The organism is Novipirellula caenicola, from assembly GCF_039545035.1.
GTDB lineage: Bacteria > Planctomycetota > Planctomycetia > Pirellulales > Pirellulaceae > Novipirellula > Novipirellula caenicola.
The window spans coordinates 14,532-34,142 of record NZ_BAABRO010000034.1 but is presented as its reverse complement, the minus strand read 5'-3'; the positions used below and the strand labels follow the sequence as shown (position 1 = coordinate 34,142).

Annotated in this window: 7 protein-coding genes; 6 read left to right on the top strand and 1 reads right to left on the bottom strand. The window is 55.6% G+C overall.

Annotation, left to right across the window (positions count from 1 at the left end; genetic code table 11):
• Positions 1-13 precede the first annotated feature (13 nt).
• Positions 14-6,448, bottom strand: coding sequence for a DUF4347 domain-containing protein (locus ABEA92_RS30350; RefSeq protein WP_345689468.1), 6,435 nt, complete (start codon positions 6,446-6,448; stop codon positions 14-16).
• Between the two features lie 479 nt (positions 6,449-6,927).
• Here ABEA92_RS30350 and ABEA92_RS30345 point away from each other — a divergent pair, with 479 nt between their 5' ends.
• The 6 genes from ABEA92_RS30345 (at position 6,928) to ABEA92_RS30320 (ending at position 19,379) form a co-directional block, all read left to right on the top strand.
• Positions 6,928-8,745, top strand: coding sequence for a TolC family protein (locus ABEA92_RS30345; protein ID WP_345689466.1), 1,818 nt, complete (start codon positions 6,928-6,930; stop codon positions 8,743-8,745).
• The gene (locus ABEA92_RS30340; protein ID WP_345689464.1) at positions 8,742-10,661 is read left to right on the top strand and encodes a preprotein translocase subunit SecA; all 1,920 of its coding nucleotides are present in this window, start codon (positions 8,742-8,744) and stop codon (positions 10,659-10,661) included. Before ABEA92_RS30345 ends, ABEA92_RS30340 begins: the two co-directional genes overlap by 4 nt.
• Positions 10,662-10,859: 198 nt before the next feature.
• A complete protein-coding gene (locus ABEA92_RS30335; RefSeq protein ID WP_345689462.1) occupies positions 10,860-11,777 on the top strand; it encodes an efflux RND transporter periplasmic adaptor subunit in 918 nt (305 codons plus the stop codon).
• A 20-nt stretch (positions 11,778-11,797) separates the two neighbouring features.
• Complete coding sequence (locus ABEA92_RS30330; protein WP_345689460.1) at positions 11,798-13,303, top strand: efflux RND transporter periplasmic adaptor subunit; 1,506 nt, start codon at positions 11,798-11,800, stop codon at positions 13,301-13,303.
• 3 nt (positions 13,304-13,306) lie between these two features.
• Positions 13,307-15,478: a site-2 protease family protein gene (locus ABEA92_RS30325; RefSeq protein WP_345689458.1), complete on the top strand. Its 2,172-nt coding sequence runs from the start codon at positions 13,307-13,309 to the stop codon at positions 15,476-15,478.
• A 541-nt stretch (positions 15,479-16,019) separates the two neighbouring features.
• Positions 16,020-19,379, top strand: coding sequence for a mechanosensitive ion channel domain-containing protein (locus ABEA92_RS30320; RefSeq protein WP_345689456.1), 3,360 nt, complete (start codon positions 16,020-16,022; stop codon positions 19,377-19,379).
• The last annotated feature ends 232 nt before the right edge of the window (positions 19,380-19,611 follow it).

The following is a 19,611-nucleotide window of genomic DNA, read 5'->3' as shown; positions in this document are numbered from 1 at the left end:
TTCCCGTGCTTTCCTACTCGTCAATCTCTTGGTTACGGCGGTCCATCAATTCTTCGAGTGATTCCCCATCGTCACTGACCCCGACGCCTTGCATGATCAGCAAAGGGTCGACCGCTCGCCATGCCGGCATGTGTGCAAGCAGTCCTGAAACCAGGAAGCCGCTGCGAAGTGCCCATGCCACAATCCCGACCGTAAAGCTCGATGCCGCCGCTCCGGCGGTTCCTACGACAATCAAGTCGCCTTGGATTTGGCTATCGAGTTGCTTTTGATAGTTGTCTAGCTGATCCCACATCTCACCGGGGCGAGTCAGCAACGCATAGTCGGCCACCGAAATCGGCTGGATCGCCAACTCGCTGAATTCCGCATCGGTGCCGGTTCGTTGATTTAGCGTCGATGCATCGGTGCGATACTGGCCACCCTCGTCGCCTTCGGCATCGATCATGATTTGGTTGGTGGACTGAACCGTAAACACGGCAACATTGTCCGATGGTTCATCGTCGGTTTGCAAAAACTCGATCACGTTTTGCGTTTCACTCGTGTCGCTGAACCGCTCCTCTTGTTCGCTCTGCATTCCCGCCATGTCAACGTTGCTGACATTGGCCGTTTCGCTTTCGGAATCGTTGTCTGCGTCGTTTTCGCTATCGCTATTACCATCGTCCACTTCGGGTTCCGGCCGGGTGTCTGGTTCGGGCGTGGTGCTCGGCGGCGGTGGCAACGGAATCGCTGCGGGAAGCACGTTGATCACCACCGTCGCAACGTTGCTGTCGCTGGCTCCATCGTTCGCCTTCCACTGAAAACTGACCGTTCCGGTAAATCCCGAGTCCGATGTGTAAACAAATTGGCCACTCGGATCGACGGTCAAACTGCCGCTTGCCGGCGGCGTCACCAACACGGCCGTCAATGCATCGCCATCAATGTCGACGGCATTGCTTCGGAACACGTTGGATCCAAATTCCGATCGCTGGCCCGAAACCACAGTGACGTGCGTATTGGTCATCACCGGAGCGGTGTTGACGCCCACCACGTTTGCGGTCGCGTTGCTGACCAACGGTCCTTCGGCGGATCCGAGGGCGTCTGTAAAACTAACCGAAACTCGCATCGCATGACCAACATCCGCAGCCGAAAGGGTGTAGGTGCTTGCGGTGGCACCGGCAATCGCGCTGCCGTCACGCGTCCATTGATAGACAAAGCTGCCTAAGCCATCTGCATCGGCAATGCCGCTGGTGTCGGCGGACAATGTTTGTCCCTGAGCTGCGACTCCGACGATGGCAGGTTTTCCCGTGGCGACATCGTTGATGGAAGTGGCGTCCACGACAATGTTTTTCGAGTGATCCGTGGATGCATCGGCCACGGTAATGTTGATTGTGGTGGAGGTCGCGGTGCCGACGGCCGCTTGGTTTTCGGTCGGATCAAATACCAATTGGCGAATCGCGGATTGGGCCGCTGCCGCCGTGGAAGCGGTTCGCGAGTAGACGCCGCCACCATCATCGCTGAATCCGCTGACCACCAGTGACGCTGTGGTAAAGGATCCATTGGTGTTTCCGCCGCTTAGTGTGATGGCGATCGTCACATTGTCGCCGTCCACATCGGTGATCGTGAGGCTGTCAAACACCGCCTTGGTGGCGTTGTCGTTCATCGTATGGTTGGCCGTTCCGCCGATCACCGGTGCGTCGTTCTGGTTGGTGATCGATACCGAATAGGCGGCAAAGTCGTCTGGATTTCCCGTGATGGACGTGTCATCGACACGCACGGTGACATCAAGCGAGGGATTGGTTTCAAAGTCGAGCGTCACACCCGCTTTTAAGTGCAATTCGTTACCGCCGACGATCTCAAACATGGCGGCATCGTCACCCGTCAGCGAAAGATCATTCGTACCCGTTCCATCATCGGTGATGGCAATGTCGGCGACTTTCGTGCTGCCCGAACTGGTGTCGGTATTCTCGCCCATTGTTGTGACGACGGGAGTCAGCGTGACCGTGGGCGCTTCGTTGACATTCGTAATCGAGATGGAAAGTGAATCCGAATCCTCAAACGTGACGCCAATTTGCGAATCATCCACTTGGACCGTTACCTCAAGCGAGGGATTGGTCTCGAAGTCGAGCGTCACACCCGCTTTTAAGTGTAATTCGTTACCACCGACAATCTCAAACATGCCGGCGTCATCCCCCGTCAACGAAAGCACATTGGTCCCGTTGCCGTCGTCGGCGATCACGATATCCGAAATCTTGATACTCGAGCCGGTGTCGGCATCTTCCGCCAACGAGGCGAGTTTGTTGGTCAGCGTGACGGTGGGAGCGGTATTCGTCCCTGCGGTTCCATATTGCCGAGCGAAGACGCCGCTGGAGTCAACTTCACCGGTTTGATCCCCAGCCCCACTCCATGCGACGACGAAATTGTTGACATCCAGCATCGCAACCGAAGCCCTGCTCTGCGTGCCAGAAGTACTCTCGTTCACTCGGAATTCGTTACCAATTTCTGTGCCATCGGCAAGGTACTTCTGGCCGAAGACTCCCGACGAATCGGATTGTCCGGACTGCGATCCGTAGCCCTCCCAAACGACGATGAAGTTTCCATTTTCGTCCATCGCGATCGAAGGATCTTCTTGATCAAAGCTAGAGGTGGTCGCGACCGTTTGCGTCGAGCCAACCGTGTTTCCTGCACTGTTGTACCGCTGCAGATAAACATCGTTAGGAGTCAGGGTGCCTGATTGCCGCCACACGATGACAAACGACCCGTCGCTGTGCATCGCCAAGGCAGCGTTGCCAGCGTAGGTGCTACCTGATACCGTTTCTTGGCTGCCCTGTTCACTGCCGCTGCTGTCGAATCGTTGGAAATGAACTCCCGACGAATCGTCCCAAGCGATGACGAAGTCGCCGTTGGTATTGACCGAAATCGCAGCATCGTATTGGGTTCCGAACGTGCTGCTGTTGACCCGGAATTCGCTGTCGACTGCGGCTCCGTCGGCATCGAACCGTTGAGCAAAGATGCCCGCCGAATCGCTCTCACCGCTCTGGGTTCCGTTGCCCTGCCAAGCGATCACGAATTCGCCGGTGAGGCTGTTCATGTCGATGATCGAATTCTTTTGAGTTCCCGATGTGGTGGTGTTAGCAACCAGTTCGCCTGTCAACGCCGTGCCATCGGCAGCGAATCGCCGGTAATAAATGTCGTCCCCGGTCGCTCCTTGATTGCTTGTCCACGTCACCACAAACGTGCCGTCGAACGCCGATGCCACGCTGGCCCATTGTTGATCGTTAGTGATCGTTTCGTTGACGCGAAACTCGGACGTGATCGCCGATCCGCTTGCGTCAAATCGCTGGGCATAGACCCCCTTGCCTGATCCGTCTTGGTTCAGACTGGTCCACACGACGACGTAACTGCCATCGGCGGCCATCGACACCGCCTGTTGATTGCCACGGTCTTCGGCGCTGGTGATCTGTTGATCGCCGACTTCGTCGTTGACCAAAAACTCATTTGATGCCGACAATGTTTCGTCGGCATCGGTCACGGTCACGGTGATCGCTTGGCTGTCCGAATGGGTGCCATCACTGACCGAAACCGTAACTTCGTACACATTGTCGCCGCCAACGTCCCCGGGAACTTCATAGTTGGGTGGTGTCACGAAGCTCAATTCACCCGTCGAGCTGTTGATCGTAAATTTCGTCGCATCCGCTCCACCGCTGATCGAATACGTCAACGTTTGCGCCGGAACATCAGAATCCGTTGCTGCGACGGTTGTCACCGCGACGGTGTTTTCGATGACGTTGATCGCTGCCGTTGCACCGCCTCCGTTGCTACTGATCACGGGAGCGGTGTTCGCATCCGCCATAGGTCTCGACAATGAAAAACCATAGATCTTCTCGGACGACGTATTCAACCCCACATCCGAACCATCCATGACAAGCGTGGCGGTAAAGTTGGATGACGGGGATCCCAAGTCGGTGGTAGTCACCGAGAGCGAAAAAATGTCGTTGCCAGTCACTGCAACGTTGTTGCTGCCTACGGTGCCGCCATCTCTGAGCGAAACTAAAATTTCACCCGCGCTAAGCGTATGCCCGCCGACATCAACGCTCTGTTCGATTAGTTCCAGCCCTTGAATCTCGCCGTCCAAAATCGATGTTTCGCTGATCAGCGTTTGTAACGTTCCCGACGTGGATCCGTTTCCGACGTTATCCGGAGTGTAGTATCGAATTTTATGTTCATGATCCTCATCGGAATGCGCCAATAGGAAGCTCCCTTTGGCGAGCATGACGTCACCGACAAGTGTGTTCTGGGTAATCAAGGTGACCGCGTGGAAACTGTATCCCGTCGGATTGTCTAGCAGGATTTGGAATGTCCCTTGACTGTAATCGCCGACAACGTCAGGACGAAAGATCACCAAATCTCTGCTTGAGACCGTTAATGAATTCGTGCTAACGAGATTCTCGGTGTTGGCTGTGGCAAATAGAACGTCGCCTGCTTGCAACGTAATCGTGGTGTTTTGGCCAATCGTGATGTCTTCGGTCACGTAATGCAGCGCCTCGATATCGGCGCTGCCGGTGACGAACGAGGACAGATTGAAGTAGCTTGAAAAAGTGCCGTCGGTCGTGCCTGCCACAGGATCGAGGCTATTGATGCTTCCAAAATCAATCACCTCACCCGCATCCCAACCGGATAACCCGGGGGCTCCGCTGCCCGACACGGTTTCATCGGTGCTGAGCAGGATGCTGGAAACCGCGATGTGCTCATAGGCTCCGATATCAATCGTCCCATTCCGGGATACGCCGCGCTGATCGACTGAAGGGGCACCGGTTGCGGTGCCTGCGTTGTAGGCGGCACTGCTTGTACCAATTGCATGCGTGTTTGTCGGCCCGCCGTTGTTTGCGAGCGCGGCGAGATTGGGATTCACTCCAGTGATATCGGAACCGAATCCAGTCGCCGAACCCACCGTTTGAATCAAGTTGAATCCGTTGCTGGAAAACGCCCCCATCACATCGGCATTGCCGTTGACTCCGGTGTTTCCCGCCACGATCGTGTTGGATATCGTTACCACCGCACCACTGTTGAAGATCCCTCCGCCTTTATCACCTGTGTTCAATGTGATCGTTGAATTGGTGATCGTGATATTGGTATCGGTGTACAGGCCACCGCCATCGCTGCTAGCCGTATTACCACTGATGGTAACGTTGGTTAACGATCCACCATCGGCGCCGTGGAAATTGATCGCCCCCCCTTTGCCCGAAGCATTGTTATTGAACAACAATACACGTTGTAAGTTGGCAGTTCCATGGACGTGAATCGCACCGCCATCATTACTTGAATTGTTCTGCAGCACAGCGTCCGATAGATTCAACGTGCTTGAATCATTGACGTAGATCCCGCCACCGTTGCTCTCATCGCCACCTTGGATCGTCATCGACGACATCGTGACCACACTGGTTCCTTGCAGTTCAAAGACGCGTTTGCCTAACGCACTGCCGTCGATGATTGTCGAACGCGCATCCGCGCCGGTAATCGTCAAGTTCTTGTTGATCTCAAGCGTGTCAATGGTCAGATTGTAAGTGCCTGCACCGAGCACAATGGTGTCCCCGGCGGTCGCTAATGTGATCGCTTCGCGAAACGAGGTCAGACCATTGGCGATTTGCTCGTCGACCAATGTGTCGACCGTGATCGTGGCCAACTTGCCGACCCAATTCTGTTGCACTTCGGCACTAAACGCGATATCTGACTCGATCGCCCCGGTGCGATATTCCAAGTCCCAATCGGCACCAAAGTCGGCATATCCCGTGTCGTCATCGCTGGCGGCGACATCGGCCCCGGTTAAGGTGCTGACTGCGTCAATCAAGCTGCGGCCGCTCTCACCGGATGCCAAGTCACATCCATAAAACAGGATGTCGGCATCACTGGTCAACGCGGAGTGCCATCCCGCAATCGTTCCGGCATATCCGTCTAAATTCTCGCTGGCCAGCCAAGTGTTGCCCAACCGCACGGCAAAGTCTTCGGCGTGCGAGACGATGTGCAGCGACGATACATTCGTACGCGAACCCAGGATGTCGCTGATTTGATCGACGCCGTCACGCTCGGCGTCCAACACAAAAAATTCGATATTTCGCTCGGATTGCCCCAAATCCTGGAGCAGTTGGTCTAGATTCTGGACTCGTGAATCCAGAACCACGATCTCAAACGCGGTTTGAGTGGTTTGATTTTGCGATGCCCCATCCGCAGCGGCTGAATCAGTCGCCCCGGCGTCAACCTCGGCTACCATCACCGCGGAATCGTCGACCGATTCCATTGCAGCCACGTCCATGGGCGCAGCACTAAACAAAATACGGGGTTCCAGCGGCGCTAGATCGATTCCACGCTGCCACGAGCGGCGAGACACCGGCCCCTTGATGATACTCCGAGTCCCATCCGTCAACTGATCAAGCGTCAACAGCGTTCGCTGCCACCAATTGCGGGTTGATAGGGACATCAGGTGTGACTCGTATCGGTTACGTGAAAATTCAAGCATTGATTTGTAACGCTAACTGACCATTGGAAGGCTACCCGATGGCTAACGGTCAGGACGGATTTGCTCGACAAGATAAACATGGGTGGATAGTTAAGGTGTGACGATTGTGCCGGCTAATCAGGTGTTAACGCCATTCAGAGCTCGTCCACCGATTTTCGGTGCATCCGTCTGTTTCCAATCTGCATGTTGTGCCGATCCAAAGGGATGGTGGGATCATTCCGCTCCACTGCCGATGGCAGCGACAGCCACTGCCGCTGGCGGTGACTGCAGCGGTGGAAACGATCCCCACACAAACCGATATCCATTCCCGGGCGACCCGCGTGCCGCAGACTCGTATGAAACGGTTCAACGAAACGACTGGACAACGGAGCATCCGATCCCTCGGCCGTCTCCTGTTGCCTCGGATTGCAATGCGATCCTGGGGGCTGGCGTTCGCTGCGATGACATGCACCCTGGCGCACGCACAATATCCGGTCGATGCGCGAGTCGATGCACTGCAAAGTGCGACGGAAAACCATGCCGTCAGCTCGCTGGATCCCTATCGAGCCCGGGCGACGCTGCTGCCCGATACCGTACCGAATCAATTTGCTAGCGACACGTCTGACATTCCTGTTCAACCCGTGGCGCCGATGTGGTGGGAAACGCCGGTGGGTGATTCGATCGGGTTGGCCGAGAACACGATGCCCGTCGACATCCACTCGCTGATCGAGATGGCGTTGGTCTCGTCGCCCTACATCCAAGCCATTCTGACCGAGCCGCAGATTCAGCGTACCGAAATCACCATTGCGGACGCCGAATTTGATTCGCTCAGTTTTGTCGAATCCAAGTTCGCGGATACCAATGATCCGGTCGGCAGCCGATTGACCACCGGAGACAACTCGGACCGATTCCGTGACGAAACGCTCAGCGGCGCCGCAGGTCTTCGCCGGAAAATGCGAGCGGGCGGGCAATTCGAAATGTCACAACAGGCCGGTTACCAAGCAAACAACTCAACCTTTTTGACGCCAAACCCGCAAGGCACAACACGGCTTGAATTCAGTTTTACGCAGCCGTTGATGAAAGATCGCGGAACAACGTTCAATCAGACGCGTATTCTGTTGGCGCAATTGGAAGTTGGCGAGATCAATGCCGAGGTCCGAGCTAATCTCGAAAACCATCTTGTCGATGTGGCTCGCGCTTACTGGGACCTCTTTCAAGCTCGCGCCGATTGGTTGCAGCGCAGCCGACTACTCGAATCGGCGAACCATCTGTACCAAATTCTGTTGTCGCGAAAAGGCGTCGATTCACAACAACGTCAAATCTTGCGCGCCGGTGTCGCGGTGGCGGGACGTCGATCCGATTTGATTCGAGCCGAAGCTCGCATTCGCAATGCTCAATCGCGGCTGCGAATGTTGACCGGCAGTGAGCAACTACGATTCGCCGACCAGCAAGAACTGACACCCCAGGATCATCCCTTCACGATCCCGGTGGAATTGTCGCTGCGTGAATCGGTCTTCACCGCGTTAGAGCACCGAGCGGACATCAATCAGTCGATTCGCAAGATCCAAGCCACTTCGGCACGTGTGGGAGCCGCTCGCAATCAAGTATTGCCGCGATTGGATTTGATCCTTAGCAGCTATGTCGCGGGACTTGATGGTGATCGCAGTTCGCTGCGAGCGTTTGAAAATCAGTTTAGCGATGGCCGACCCACGTACGCAGCCGGATTCTTGTTTGAATTGCCGGCCGGAAATCGTGCCAGTCGTGCTAGGTTGAATCGCAGCCGGCTGGAAATGACGCGGGCGATGTACGAGTTCCAACAAACGACCGAGGTGGCGTTTGCCGAGGTCGAGATCGCCGCGCGTGAAACGCAAACCGCGTTCGCCGAGATGGTGGTGAAACAGCAATCGATCGTTGCGCAAAAACGCGAGGTCGATTATCTGCAGCAGCGATGGGAATTGCTGCCCGATCCCAACGAATCCGCCATCTTGTTAATCGATGACCTGCTTGATGCTCAAGAGCGACTTGCCGATGAAGAACGTGCCTATGTCAACGCCCAGGTTGCCTATGTGATGTCATGGGTGAATTTGCGAAAAGCCATGGGGATGTTGCTGCGATTCGACCATTTTTCCACCCAAGATGTCACGGGTGAAATCGGCGCGGCCGACTCGTACCTTGACCGTGACTCCGCGGACCAACTGTATGGCAACGAATCGTTTGACGAAGAGACGTTGATGGGCAGTTGGTATGAAACGAGTGGTCCGTCAGAGAGGGCGCCATGATCGCTTCGTTTTGGAATCCCACCAGTCGAGCGAAGCAGGCGGAAGCGACGTCGCGACGGATTGGCTGCGAAAATTGGGTGCGGCAACACATCGCCGCCGCACGTGAACGATCGCTCGAATTGAAGGATGCTTCGCGCGAGGACTTGATCGCGTTGACCGATCAGCTTCGCTGGGCTGCCCGCTCACAACCGATCGAAACCTTGTTCACCCCCGCCGCCGCAGTGGTGATCGAATCAATTCGCCAAACCTTTGGTATCGAACTGTTTGACGTCCAACTGCATGCGGGATTGGTGATCGCATCGGATGCGGTTGCTGAGATGCAGACCGGCGAGGGGAAAACGCTGTCGGGCGTCTTGCCTGCGTTTTTGAAATCGCTGACCGGACGTGGCGTTCACGTGATCACCCCCAACTGCTATTTGGCCCAGCGAGACCAAGAAAAATTGAACCCTGTGTTTTCACGTTTAGGAGTCACCACCGGAATCTTGACCGAACAAGCGGACTCGTCGGCCAACCGTAAAGCGTACCAAGCCGATGTCACCTATGGTCCCGCTCACGCATTTGGATTCGATTATCTGCGTGACCAAATTGCAATCGGGGATGGTTCGTTTGCGGTGTATGACCGGATTCGAAACCGGTTGCCAATGAGCGAAAAGATTCAGCGACCGCTGCATGCCGCCATCATTGACGAAATCGACAACGTGTTGATCGACGATGCGGTTTCCCCGTTGATTCTTAGCAGCCGTAGTGATCAACCGGCGACCGATGCCGAACTGCACCGGATCGCCTGTGTCGTTGCGAAACGACTGGAATGCGATCGTCATTATGTTGTCGATGCGTCGCAGCGGATCGTCCAGCTAACCGAATCCGGATTTCAAACGGTATACAAAGACCGCGATTTGGCGGTGCATCCACATCTCGTTCGTCCTTGGCACGAATACGTCACCCTTGCGATTCGCGTCAAATCTTTTTTTCGGCGTGATGTCGACTACGTCGTCTGTGATCGAAAGATCAAAATTGTCGACGCATCCACGGGCCGCATCTTTGATGACCGAACGTGGTCTGGCGGATTGCACCAGGCGGCCGAGGCGGCCGAGCGACTTCCGATCACCACCGAAACACGGTCATTGGCGCGTATCACTCGGCAGCGTTACTTTCGCTATTACCCATCGATCGCGGGCATGACCGGTACCGCGCGGGGTTGTGAACGTGAATTTGCATCGGTTTACGGATTACCCGTCCAACCCATTCCGCTGCGAATCGCCACCCGGCGTGTCATGCTGCCTGACTGTGTGACCCGCACGATGAAGGAAAAATGGCAGGCGATTGCCAAGGAAACGCAACAACTGCATCAGCTCGGACGACCTGTGTTGATCGGCACTTCGGCGATCAGCGAGAGCAATGCGGTGGCCAACGCACTAGAAAATCTTGACTTGAAGTTCGAACTGCTCAATGGCGTCCAAGACGCAGACGAAGCCAGCGTTATCGGGCGTGCCGGACAAACCGGGGCGATCACCGTGGCGACGAATTTGGCGGGACGAGGCACCGACATCGCCCTCGACTCGGTTTCACGCGAACTCGGAGGGCTTCACGTGATTGTGTCGCAACGAAGTGAACTCGCTCGCGTCGACCGGCAATTGATCGGACGTGGTGCCCGTTGTGGTGACCCCGGTTCGGCTCGGATCTACATTTCGGCCGAAGACGATTTGATTCGGCTGCACGCCCCATGGATCGCACGGTCACTGTTGCGATCCGACCCCAACGCACCGCACTGCATGCCCAAAATCAAGCGACAACTACAAAAAGCCCAAACGAATCAACAACGCCGCGACGCCATGCTGCGATTGCGATTGCTGCAACAAGACAACCAAACCGCCACCCTATTACGGCGACAAAGAAATCGTAGTGGATCTTGCTAAAGATCCCCAAGCCCCGACGTAGTGGATCTTGCTAAAGATCCCCAAGACTCAGCATCGCCAATCCCAATAAACGATCCCAAATCTCCTCCACGACCTCACAGCCGACCGACAGCGAAAAACACTTTAGCGAATGATTCGGCGTTTCAAACGCATCGATAACGTTTGCAAATCGTCTTCGTCAGAAATGGAATTTTGACCATGAACCTAACTTCCCACCGCATTTCATTTGCACTGATGACCACGTGGATGGTGTCGTCGAGTTTATTGACCGCGGGCGTCGTGATGGCGGGCGAAGCCGAGAGTTTCACCGAGCCCTATAAACGCGTCGACGTGCCGGCAGCCGAGATCGGGGTGCTCGCCGAGATTCGGGTCACCGAGGGCGACGAGGTCTATCCGACTCAATTGCTCGCCCAGCTCGACGACTCGGTGCTAAGAGCATCTTTAGAGGTCGCGAAGTCGGCCAAAGACGCAACCGGCTCACGACTGGGGGCCACCTTGGAACTCGAAAGTCGTCAAAAACAACTGGCCAGCTACAAAGAGCTGCGTGAACGAGGCAACGCTTCGGTGCGAGAACTTGACCGCAGTGAAACCGAATACCAGCAAGCCAAATCTCGATTGCAATCGATCAACGAAGAACTCGAGGTGCGAAGGCTTGAGTACGAGCGAGTCAAGGCACAGATCAAACAACGTCGCATCGAATCACCAATCGCGGGTGTCGTGGTCGAAATTCGCAAAGACCAAGGCGAATTCGTCTCGCCCACCGACCCGGTGGTCATGCAAATTGTGCAGCTCAATAATCTGAAAGCGGTCTTTTCGATTCCGCTCGATGCGGCATCACAGCTTGCAGTCGATCAACAAGTCACGTTGTTGGTTGGACACAACTCAGTCCCCACGGCCGCAGTGATCGAATATGTCTCGCCCGTCGCCGACGCAGAGAGCGGTTCGGTGCGTGTCAAAATCCGCATTCCCAACCCGGACCGTCAATTGCAAAGCGGGGTTGTGGCTCGCTGGCACTACCCTGACACCGCCGCTGGGAACAACGGGGTGGTTGGCGACCGGACGCCCAGTATTAGCCATTTCGATGCGTCACCATCGATGGGTTATTCTCCTCGCTAGTCTTTGCTGGACCCGTTTTGATGCCGGTTAAACCGCCGAACCAGCCGTACGTATCGACATCGCTTGCGGGCGATTCGGGACCGCTGCGCGATCACGAACGATCGTCAAGTCAAAACGATGGCGGGGCGTTCGTTAACAGTACCAACGCGGCTGGTTTGATCGATGACCGACTGCGCGTTTTGTCCGTTGCGATTGAGCTGCAGTTGCAATTGGATTCTCGCGCCAATTTAAACGAAGCCGCCGACGATGTTGCAAACCAGCTTGGTCAGACGCTAGCGGCATCACGCGTGTATGTGGCATGGCGTCCCGTCGGTGCGGATAACGATGCGACACACCCGATGCAGATCGTGGGACAGTACCCTTCGCGGGACTCATCACGCGAAACGGAATCAGACCGACTGCTGACCGCCGCGATTGACGAAATCGCAATGCGAGGCGATTGGAGTCACTGGCCGATCCATGATCATACGAATCGCCATTCGCTGATGGCGGTGTCGCAATTCGTCAACGCTGCTGATGTCCATCGTTTGACAGCGGTCTGTCTAAGCGACGATGATGGTGACATCCGCGGCGTTTTGCTTGTGCTGGATGATGACGTCGATCGCTCGGTGACCACGCAATTGATGGATGTGTTGCGGTTTCCCGTGCTCAGCAAATTTCAATCGATCGAGCGTTCGACCCCGAGTTGGTTGGAGCGGCTCGTTCGACGCATCGCCGAACTTGGCGACCGAGTTCGCGGTCCAATCGCGTTGTACGCGGCGATCGTGATCGGCGGGATCATGTGTTTTCCGGTTCACTACCACGTTCGCTGCGATTGCGAGTTACAGCCGATCGCACGACGCTACCTCGCTTCGCCGATCGATGGTCCACTGGAAAAAACATTCGTTCGCCCCGGGGATCGTGTCAGCGAAGGCGATTTGGTCGCTCGCATTGACGCACGAGAGATCGAGTACAAATTAGCCGGACTTCGTGCCGAATGGAGTGGTGCCAAACAGCAGCGGAATCGGCATGTCGTCCAGCACGATTTCGCAGCCAGTAAGATTGCCGAACTCGAGTCGGATCGCCTGAAACTCGAGATGGATCTGTTGGAATATCACCGAGGAAACTTGGAAATCCGCAGCCCGATCGATGGCATCGTCGTCAGCGGTGATCACCACGAAAGTGTCGGTGCGCCATTGCAACAAGGAGACACGCTGTTCGAAATCGCGCCGCTGGGCGAGATGATGGTTGAAGTTGCCGTCGACGAACGCGAGTTTCCCTATGTCGATTCGGGGATGCCGGTCCAGGTGACACTACATGCGCTGCCCGGACACCCGGTCGAGGGCAAGATTCAACGGGTTCATCCGCAAGCGGAATTGAAGAACCATCAAAACGTATTCATTGCCGAGTCCAAGATTCAAGATCCCGAGAATGTGATGCGTCCCGGGATGCGGGGGCATGCTTGGGTCAAAAGCGATCGTCATCCGCTAGGTTGGGTTTTGTTCCATCGGTTGTACGCGTCCCTTCGCTCGATGATCGGGTGGTAACCGATGTCGCGACGAGATCCCAATACCATTGATTTGGCCGAGCAACCGATTCGGCTAGCTTCGGATCTGCGTTTCTGGCCAATCCAGCAGCGCGGCCAGACGGTGTATCGCATCGAGATCCCTTCGCGACACCAATTTTTCCACGTCGGTTACCACGAGTACGTCTTTTTGTCGCTGTTGGATGGCAATACGACTGTCCCGCAAGCGTGTGGACTTGCCGCGGCAACGCTGGGCAGCCAAGCACCGACGACCGAACAAGCCCAATCGATCGTCCACTGGTTGCTCGAAAACGAACTCGGGTACTTGGTCGAGGGTGATTCGCCGCCGCGAACCGATGATGGCGAATCGCGAGCGACCGAGTCCCGCTTTTCGCTTGCCTCGCTAAATCCCTTTTGGATGAAAGTGCCGCTGCTGACATCGCAGCGCTGGATTGCGGCGATCGCAGATTCGCTGCGCGGGGTGTTTTCTCCCGCTGCGATGGTGTTGGGAATCCTGCTGATGGTTGCGGGGATCGCCTGCATGGCGTTTCAGTGGGACCGTTTCTGGGATCAGTCGGCGCAGGTTTGGAGTCGCTCGAATTGGGTTTGGCTGATATCGTTCTGGGTGGCGCTGAAGTGCGTTCATGAATTGGCCCACGCGGTCGCGTGCCATCGACAGGGTGCTCATGCACGCGAAGTCGGCGTGGTCTTTGTCCTGTTCGCTCCGTTGGCCTACGTGGATGTCACCAGTTGTTGGCGATTGAATAGCAAGTGGTCGCGGATCGCCGTTTCGGCGGCCGGAATGTACGTCGAACTGGTGATCGCATCGGTCGCTCTGATCGTGTGGTCCTTGGTGGATTCCCCGTCGCTCTCGTTCTTACTGCACCGCTTGGTCTTTACCGCCGGAATCTCGACGATCTTGTTCAACGCAAATGCATTGATGCGTTTCGATAGCTACTACATGTTGTCGGATTGGTTGGAAATTCCCAACTTGTATTCGGTTTCGTCGCAAGCGGTCGAGCAGTTGTTTCGCCGAATGTTGGTGGGGACGGCACCGCCGATCAGTTCGCTACGCGGATGGCGTCGGTGTTTTGTACTGGTCTATGGGATTGCCGCACTGCTTTGGCGGATCGTCATTTGTGCGACCTTGCTGCTTGCCGCGTCGACGATGTTTTCCGGAGCCGGAATCGTATTGGCGGCATTAGGAATTTGGATGTTTTTCCTGCGTCCGCTGAAACGCTATGCTCGCAGTGCACTGAGTTTGCTGCAGACGGATCTCGCCGCGTTTTGCCGAGCCTGTGTCGTTGGCGGTGGATTGGCCGCTGCAACGGCTGCATTGGTTGGCTGGATGCCGATTCCCACATCGTCTCATGCCGCGGGCGTGGTTCGCTTTGCTCCTGAAACACGGGTTCGCAGCCGCGTCGATGGCTTTGTTCGTCACGTTTACGTTCGCGACCAAGACTCCGTGGCCCAGGGCGATCTGTTGATGGAGATCGAAAACCGTGAATTGACCCATCATCGCGATCGACTGCAGATCGAAAAACAGCAGATTGAAATCAAAATTCGGCAAGCAATCGACAAAAAGGAAACGAGCGAGCGGATAGTTTTGCAGGACCATCTAAAATCGGTTCAACAACAATACGACCAAATTGCACAGCAATGTGATTCATTGCGAGTCACCGCGCCTCGCGACGGCGTCGTGATGACTCGCGGCCTTGATCAGTGTGTGGGCAAGTTTGTTCATCAAGGCGACTTGTTGCTGACGGTCGCACTGCCCGAGGACAAAGAGGTGATGGCGGTGGTCAGCCAATCGCAGATTGAACAAGCTCGTCCCGCCGTGGGAAACAACGTTTTTGTGCGGTACGACGTGCACCGCCACGCGACGGCCTACTTTGAAAAACTCGAACCGCGAGCGACCGATCGGCTGGTCGTTGCATCGCTGGCGTCGATCGAAGGAGGACCACTCAGCGTGCAAAGTCCCGATACGGCTTCGGACTCCGCTTCGGATCGTGACCTGCGATTGCTGGAACCTCATTTTGTCGGCCGTGTCAGCTTGGACGAGCATGCCGCAAACGTGCTGCCCGCCGGATTGCGAGTGGAGGTGGAACTAAACCACAAAACCGACCCGCTACTGCGTCGTGCGTCGGACAAAATCACTCGGTTGTGGCACTCGCTGCAGCAAGAATCGCTGCGATAGTGTTCCGATACGATCGACGTCACTCGCGGTGCCACGCAAGTTTATAGCGGTGCGGCGCAAGCCGCCCGGTCCATTTCGAACGTTTTATCACGCCGCAACCTGACGGGCCCCGCCGGGTGCCGCTACCCAAAGTAAATGGTATCGGGCACACGCCACTTGGCAGTACGTGCAACCCGACCGCTCACTCGCAAGCGGCTCACGGACTCGGCCGCCCGCTCGCGGCGCTTTGCTAACAAAACGCGGCACAAAACCGCCAAGTAACGCTGGCGATTCTTCAGTCCTTTGTGCCTACCGGCCACTCTGCAACGAGCGTGATCGCGGGCGGATTGGCTACAATTCTCTTGCCCTCTTTGGCATCAAGGTTGCACGTCGGCTCGGTATCGATGACAGTTTGTATTCGCGACATCTCTTCCACACGCCAACCCTCATTCGTTCCAATATGCTATTTCCAGTCCGTGGTCGAGCAAACGGCCGCCTTTATCGCTCTCCTGAGGCGGCATGGTTGCCCCTTAGCCGCTTCGCTGTACTGTGTTTGACATGCTTGATCGCGGCTTCAATCACCTGCCCCGTGCTGGCGCAAACCTCGGAAACGAGTGACTCGACCGCCACGGTCACCGATAATCCGCTAGAGAAAACCGACGCCGTTGATGCGAAAACGATCGAGGCGGGGCAAGCCGCACTGGCCGCCAGCGATAACTTGGACGACACATTAAAAACTTCGCTCGAAGATGTGTATCAGCAAGCCAAGCAGAACCTCAGTTCCGCTGAAGCCAGCAACAAGAACATTCAACAGTTCGAATTGATGGCGACCGATGCGCCTGCACGGATGAAAGAGATCCGATCCCAGCTTGACAGCAATGAGGTTGTCAAATGGACGCTTGACCCCGATGCCTCGGTTGAATCGATCAAGCAACAGATCGCGGAAACGCAGCTCGCCCTCAACAATGCGATCAGTGAAGATGGGAAACTGACGGCCGAGCCAGCTCGCCGGCAAAAGCGACTTGCGGAAATTCCCACCGAGATCAGTGCCGCAGAAAAAGAGCTCAAGCAGGTAGAAGAACAAATCGCCGTTCCCGCATTGGCCGGCGAGCCTGCGGTGCAGACGCAAGCTCGGATGACGCAATTGCGTTCGAAGCGTCAAGCATTGAAAAAGAAAATCGAGGAGCTCAAGAAAGAGCAGGCGGCGTATCTCGCCACCAGCGACCTGCTGCCGTTGCAACGTCAACTGTCGGAACGGAAAACGGCTCAACTTCGTAGCGAGCTTGATGCAATGCAATCCGCATTGACCCAGCGTCAACGCAGCGAGGTTGCTGACACAATGCAGGGGTTACGCGATGACTTGAAGCAAGTTCCCGAAGAACTAAAACCGCTGGTCCAAAGCAATATCGAAGTCACCGAGCGACTTAACAAATTGGTGGGTGAGTCATCCCGAGCACGGATTCGGAAGACCGAAATCGAACAAGCTTATGACGAGGTCAAAAATTCTCTGGAAGTATCGCAAGATCGGCTGGAGGCCGTCGGGCTGACCGACGCGCTGGGATTGATGCTGCGAAACAAACGGCGAGATTTCGAAGAGCTGAGTGCCAAGTATCGTCCGCGAGCCGATTTGCAAGAAAAGATCCAAGAACACCAAATCAGCGTTTTTGAACTGGAGGACGAAGCGGCCAAGGTCGAGCAACAAATCGCGGAGATGCCTGCGGATACCCCTGAAAGTGATACCGAGCTCACCTTGCTGAAAAAACGCAAGGAGTTATTGGCGTCAACCATTCAAGCTCAAAACGAAATCCTCGACACGATGTTGACTGCCGATACGCAGCGACGGCAGTTGCGGTCAGTCATCGATGAGTACATCGATTTCGTGGATCAAAACGTATTTTGGATCCGTAGCTCTCCCATTTTTTCGGTTTCCGAATTGCGTTATATCGCTCCTGCTGCCGCATGGTTGGCCGACATTGATAACTGGAAATCGGTTTTTGATCAATTGCTGCGAAGCTTCCTGACGAGGCCGCTTCGATCGCTGATCGGGGTGCTGGTCGTTTTGACATTGGTGTTCTATCGGTCTCGTTTGCGGCGTTGGGTACGCGAATTCGGTGACGAGGCGTTGCGGACCGATACGACGTTTAGTTGCACCGCGTCGGCCCTGTTGTTTTCGATCGTCTTGGCTTGTATTTGGCCTGCATTTTTTGGCTTTATCGGTTGGGCGCTGCTTGGGAATCTCGCGGTGGATCCGTTCGTGACCGGCATTGGCAATGCCTTTGCCGTTACCGCGATCTTCGTCGCGTCTCGCGAACTGATCAAAGAGGTTTGTCGTGATAAAGGTTTGGCGCAGGCCCATTTCGGCTGGGACGACTCGATCCGCAAAATGCTACGTTTCCATTTGCGTTGGTACACCGTGCTGGGTGGTACGCTGATCTTCTTGATGATGACGCTGTACGAACATCCCGACGAACAAATTCGTGCAACCGCATCCAGGTTGACGACGATCGCTTTGTTTTTGGTGACCGCGGCATTCAATAACGTCATCTTTTCGGTCAACAGTCCAATCTTTACCCAAGTCCGCCGCGATAATCCCGATTCCAAAGTGTATCGTTGGCGTCGTTTGATCTGGCTCGTCTTGACCGGATTTCCGATCGTCTTCACCGGCCTTGCCCTCGCCGGATTTCTGGATACGGCGTTCAACTTGGGCAGACTGATGCAAACGTCATTCTTGATGCTGGTGATGTTGCTACTCGTCATGGCACTCGCTTTCCGTTGGCTGAGTCTTCGCTACCGTGACGTGGCGAGACGACAAGCACGCGAGTTGCGTGAGAAAAAATTGGCAGCGATGCAAGCTTCGGCTGCCGAAGGTCTACCCACCGACATCGGTATCGAACTTCAAGAAGAAGACAAAGCCGATCTGCCCAAGCTGGACCGGCAAACACGTCAATTGGTCTATGTGATGGCCACGGTGATCGCAATTAGTGGTCTGGCGTTGATCTGGAGCAATGTTTTGCCGGCGATCGAAATTTTTGATCGCATCGAACTTTGGCAAGTTACGGTCGGTGAGAACATGGAGATCGAAACCGTCACGCTTCGCGATCTGATGTATTCGATCATGGTGATTGTGGTCTTGGTCTATTCAGCGCGGAACTTACCAGGCTTACTCGAGCTCTTCGTGCTGCGAAAAACGTCGCTCGACAGCGGAGCTCGGTATGCATTGACCACGATTTTGCGTTACACGTTAACCGTGGTTGGGGCGTTTATTGTTTTGAACATTCTCAGCGTGCCGTGGACCCAGCTTGGTTGGTTGTTGGCCGCGGCATCGGTCGGTCTCGGTTTTGGTTTGCAAGAGATTGTCGCCAACTTCGTCTCGGGGATCATTCTGTTACTCGAGCGACCGGTTCGCGTCGGAGACATCGTCACCATCGACGGCACCACAGGAGTCGTATCACGCATCCAAATGCGAGCGACGACCGTGACCAGTTGGGAACGCAAGGAGTTGGTGGTGCCCAATAAGGATTTGATCACGGGCAAGATCCTCAATTGGTCGCTCTCCAACGTGATCAATCGTTTGTCGATCGAAGTCGGAGTTGAATACGACGCAGATCCCAATCAAGTCCGCGAGATTCTGGAACGCGTGGTCCGCGAGCACCCAGACGTGATGGATGACCCCGCGCCATTGATTAATTTCGAGTCGTTTGGTGACAGTTCATTGAATTTCGCGATCCGCTTCTACTTAGCGACGCTTGATCGCCGAGTCGGAGTCACTCACGAAGTCAACACCGCGATCATCAAGGCATTCCGCGAGGCGAATATCTCGATCCCATTCCCACAACGCGACGTCAACTTCAGCGTGAAAACGGAAACAATGCCCCTCGGAGTCCAGCTGGACCGCAGCAGCCGCAACGGCGACCGCAAGTAGCGGAAGACCTACCTTTCCGTAGTTCACCAAGCTGTCAAACCTCGCGCAGGCGAGGGGCTTGCGGCATGTCACCTCTCCCAAACAAAGTTTGGGAGAGGTCGAGCAGAGCCTTCAGCGACTGCTCGGGTGAGGGCCGTCCGAGCCAACCCCACCGAACGCCGCTTCGTGTATGCACACCGCGGCCCTCACCCAAACGAGGCCTTAAAGGACCCGTTCGACCTCACCCCAGCCG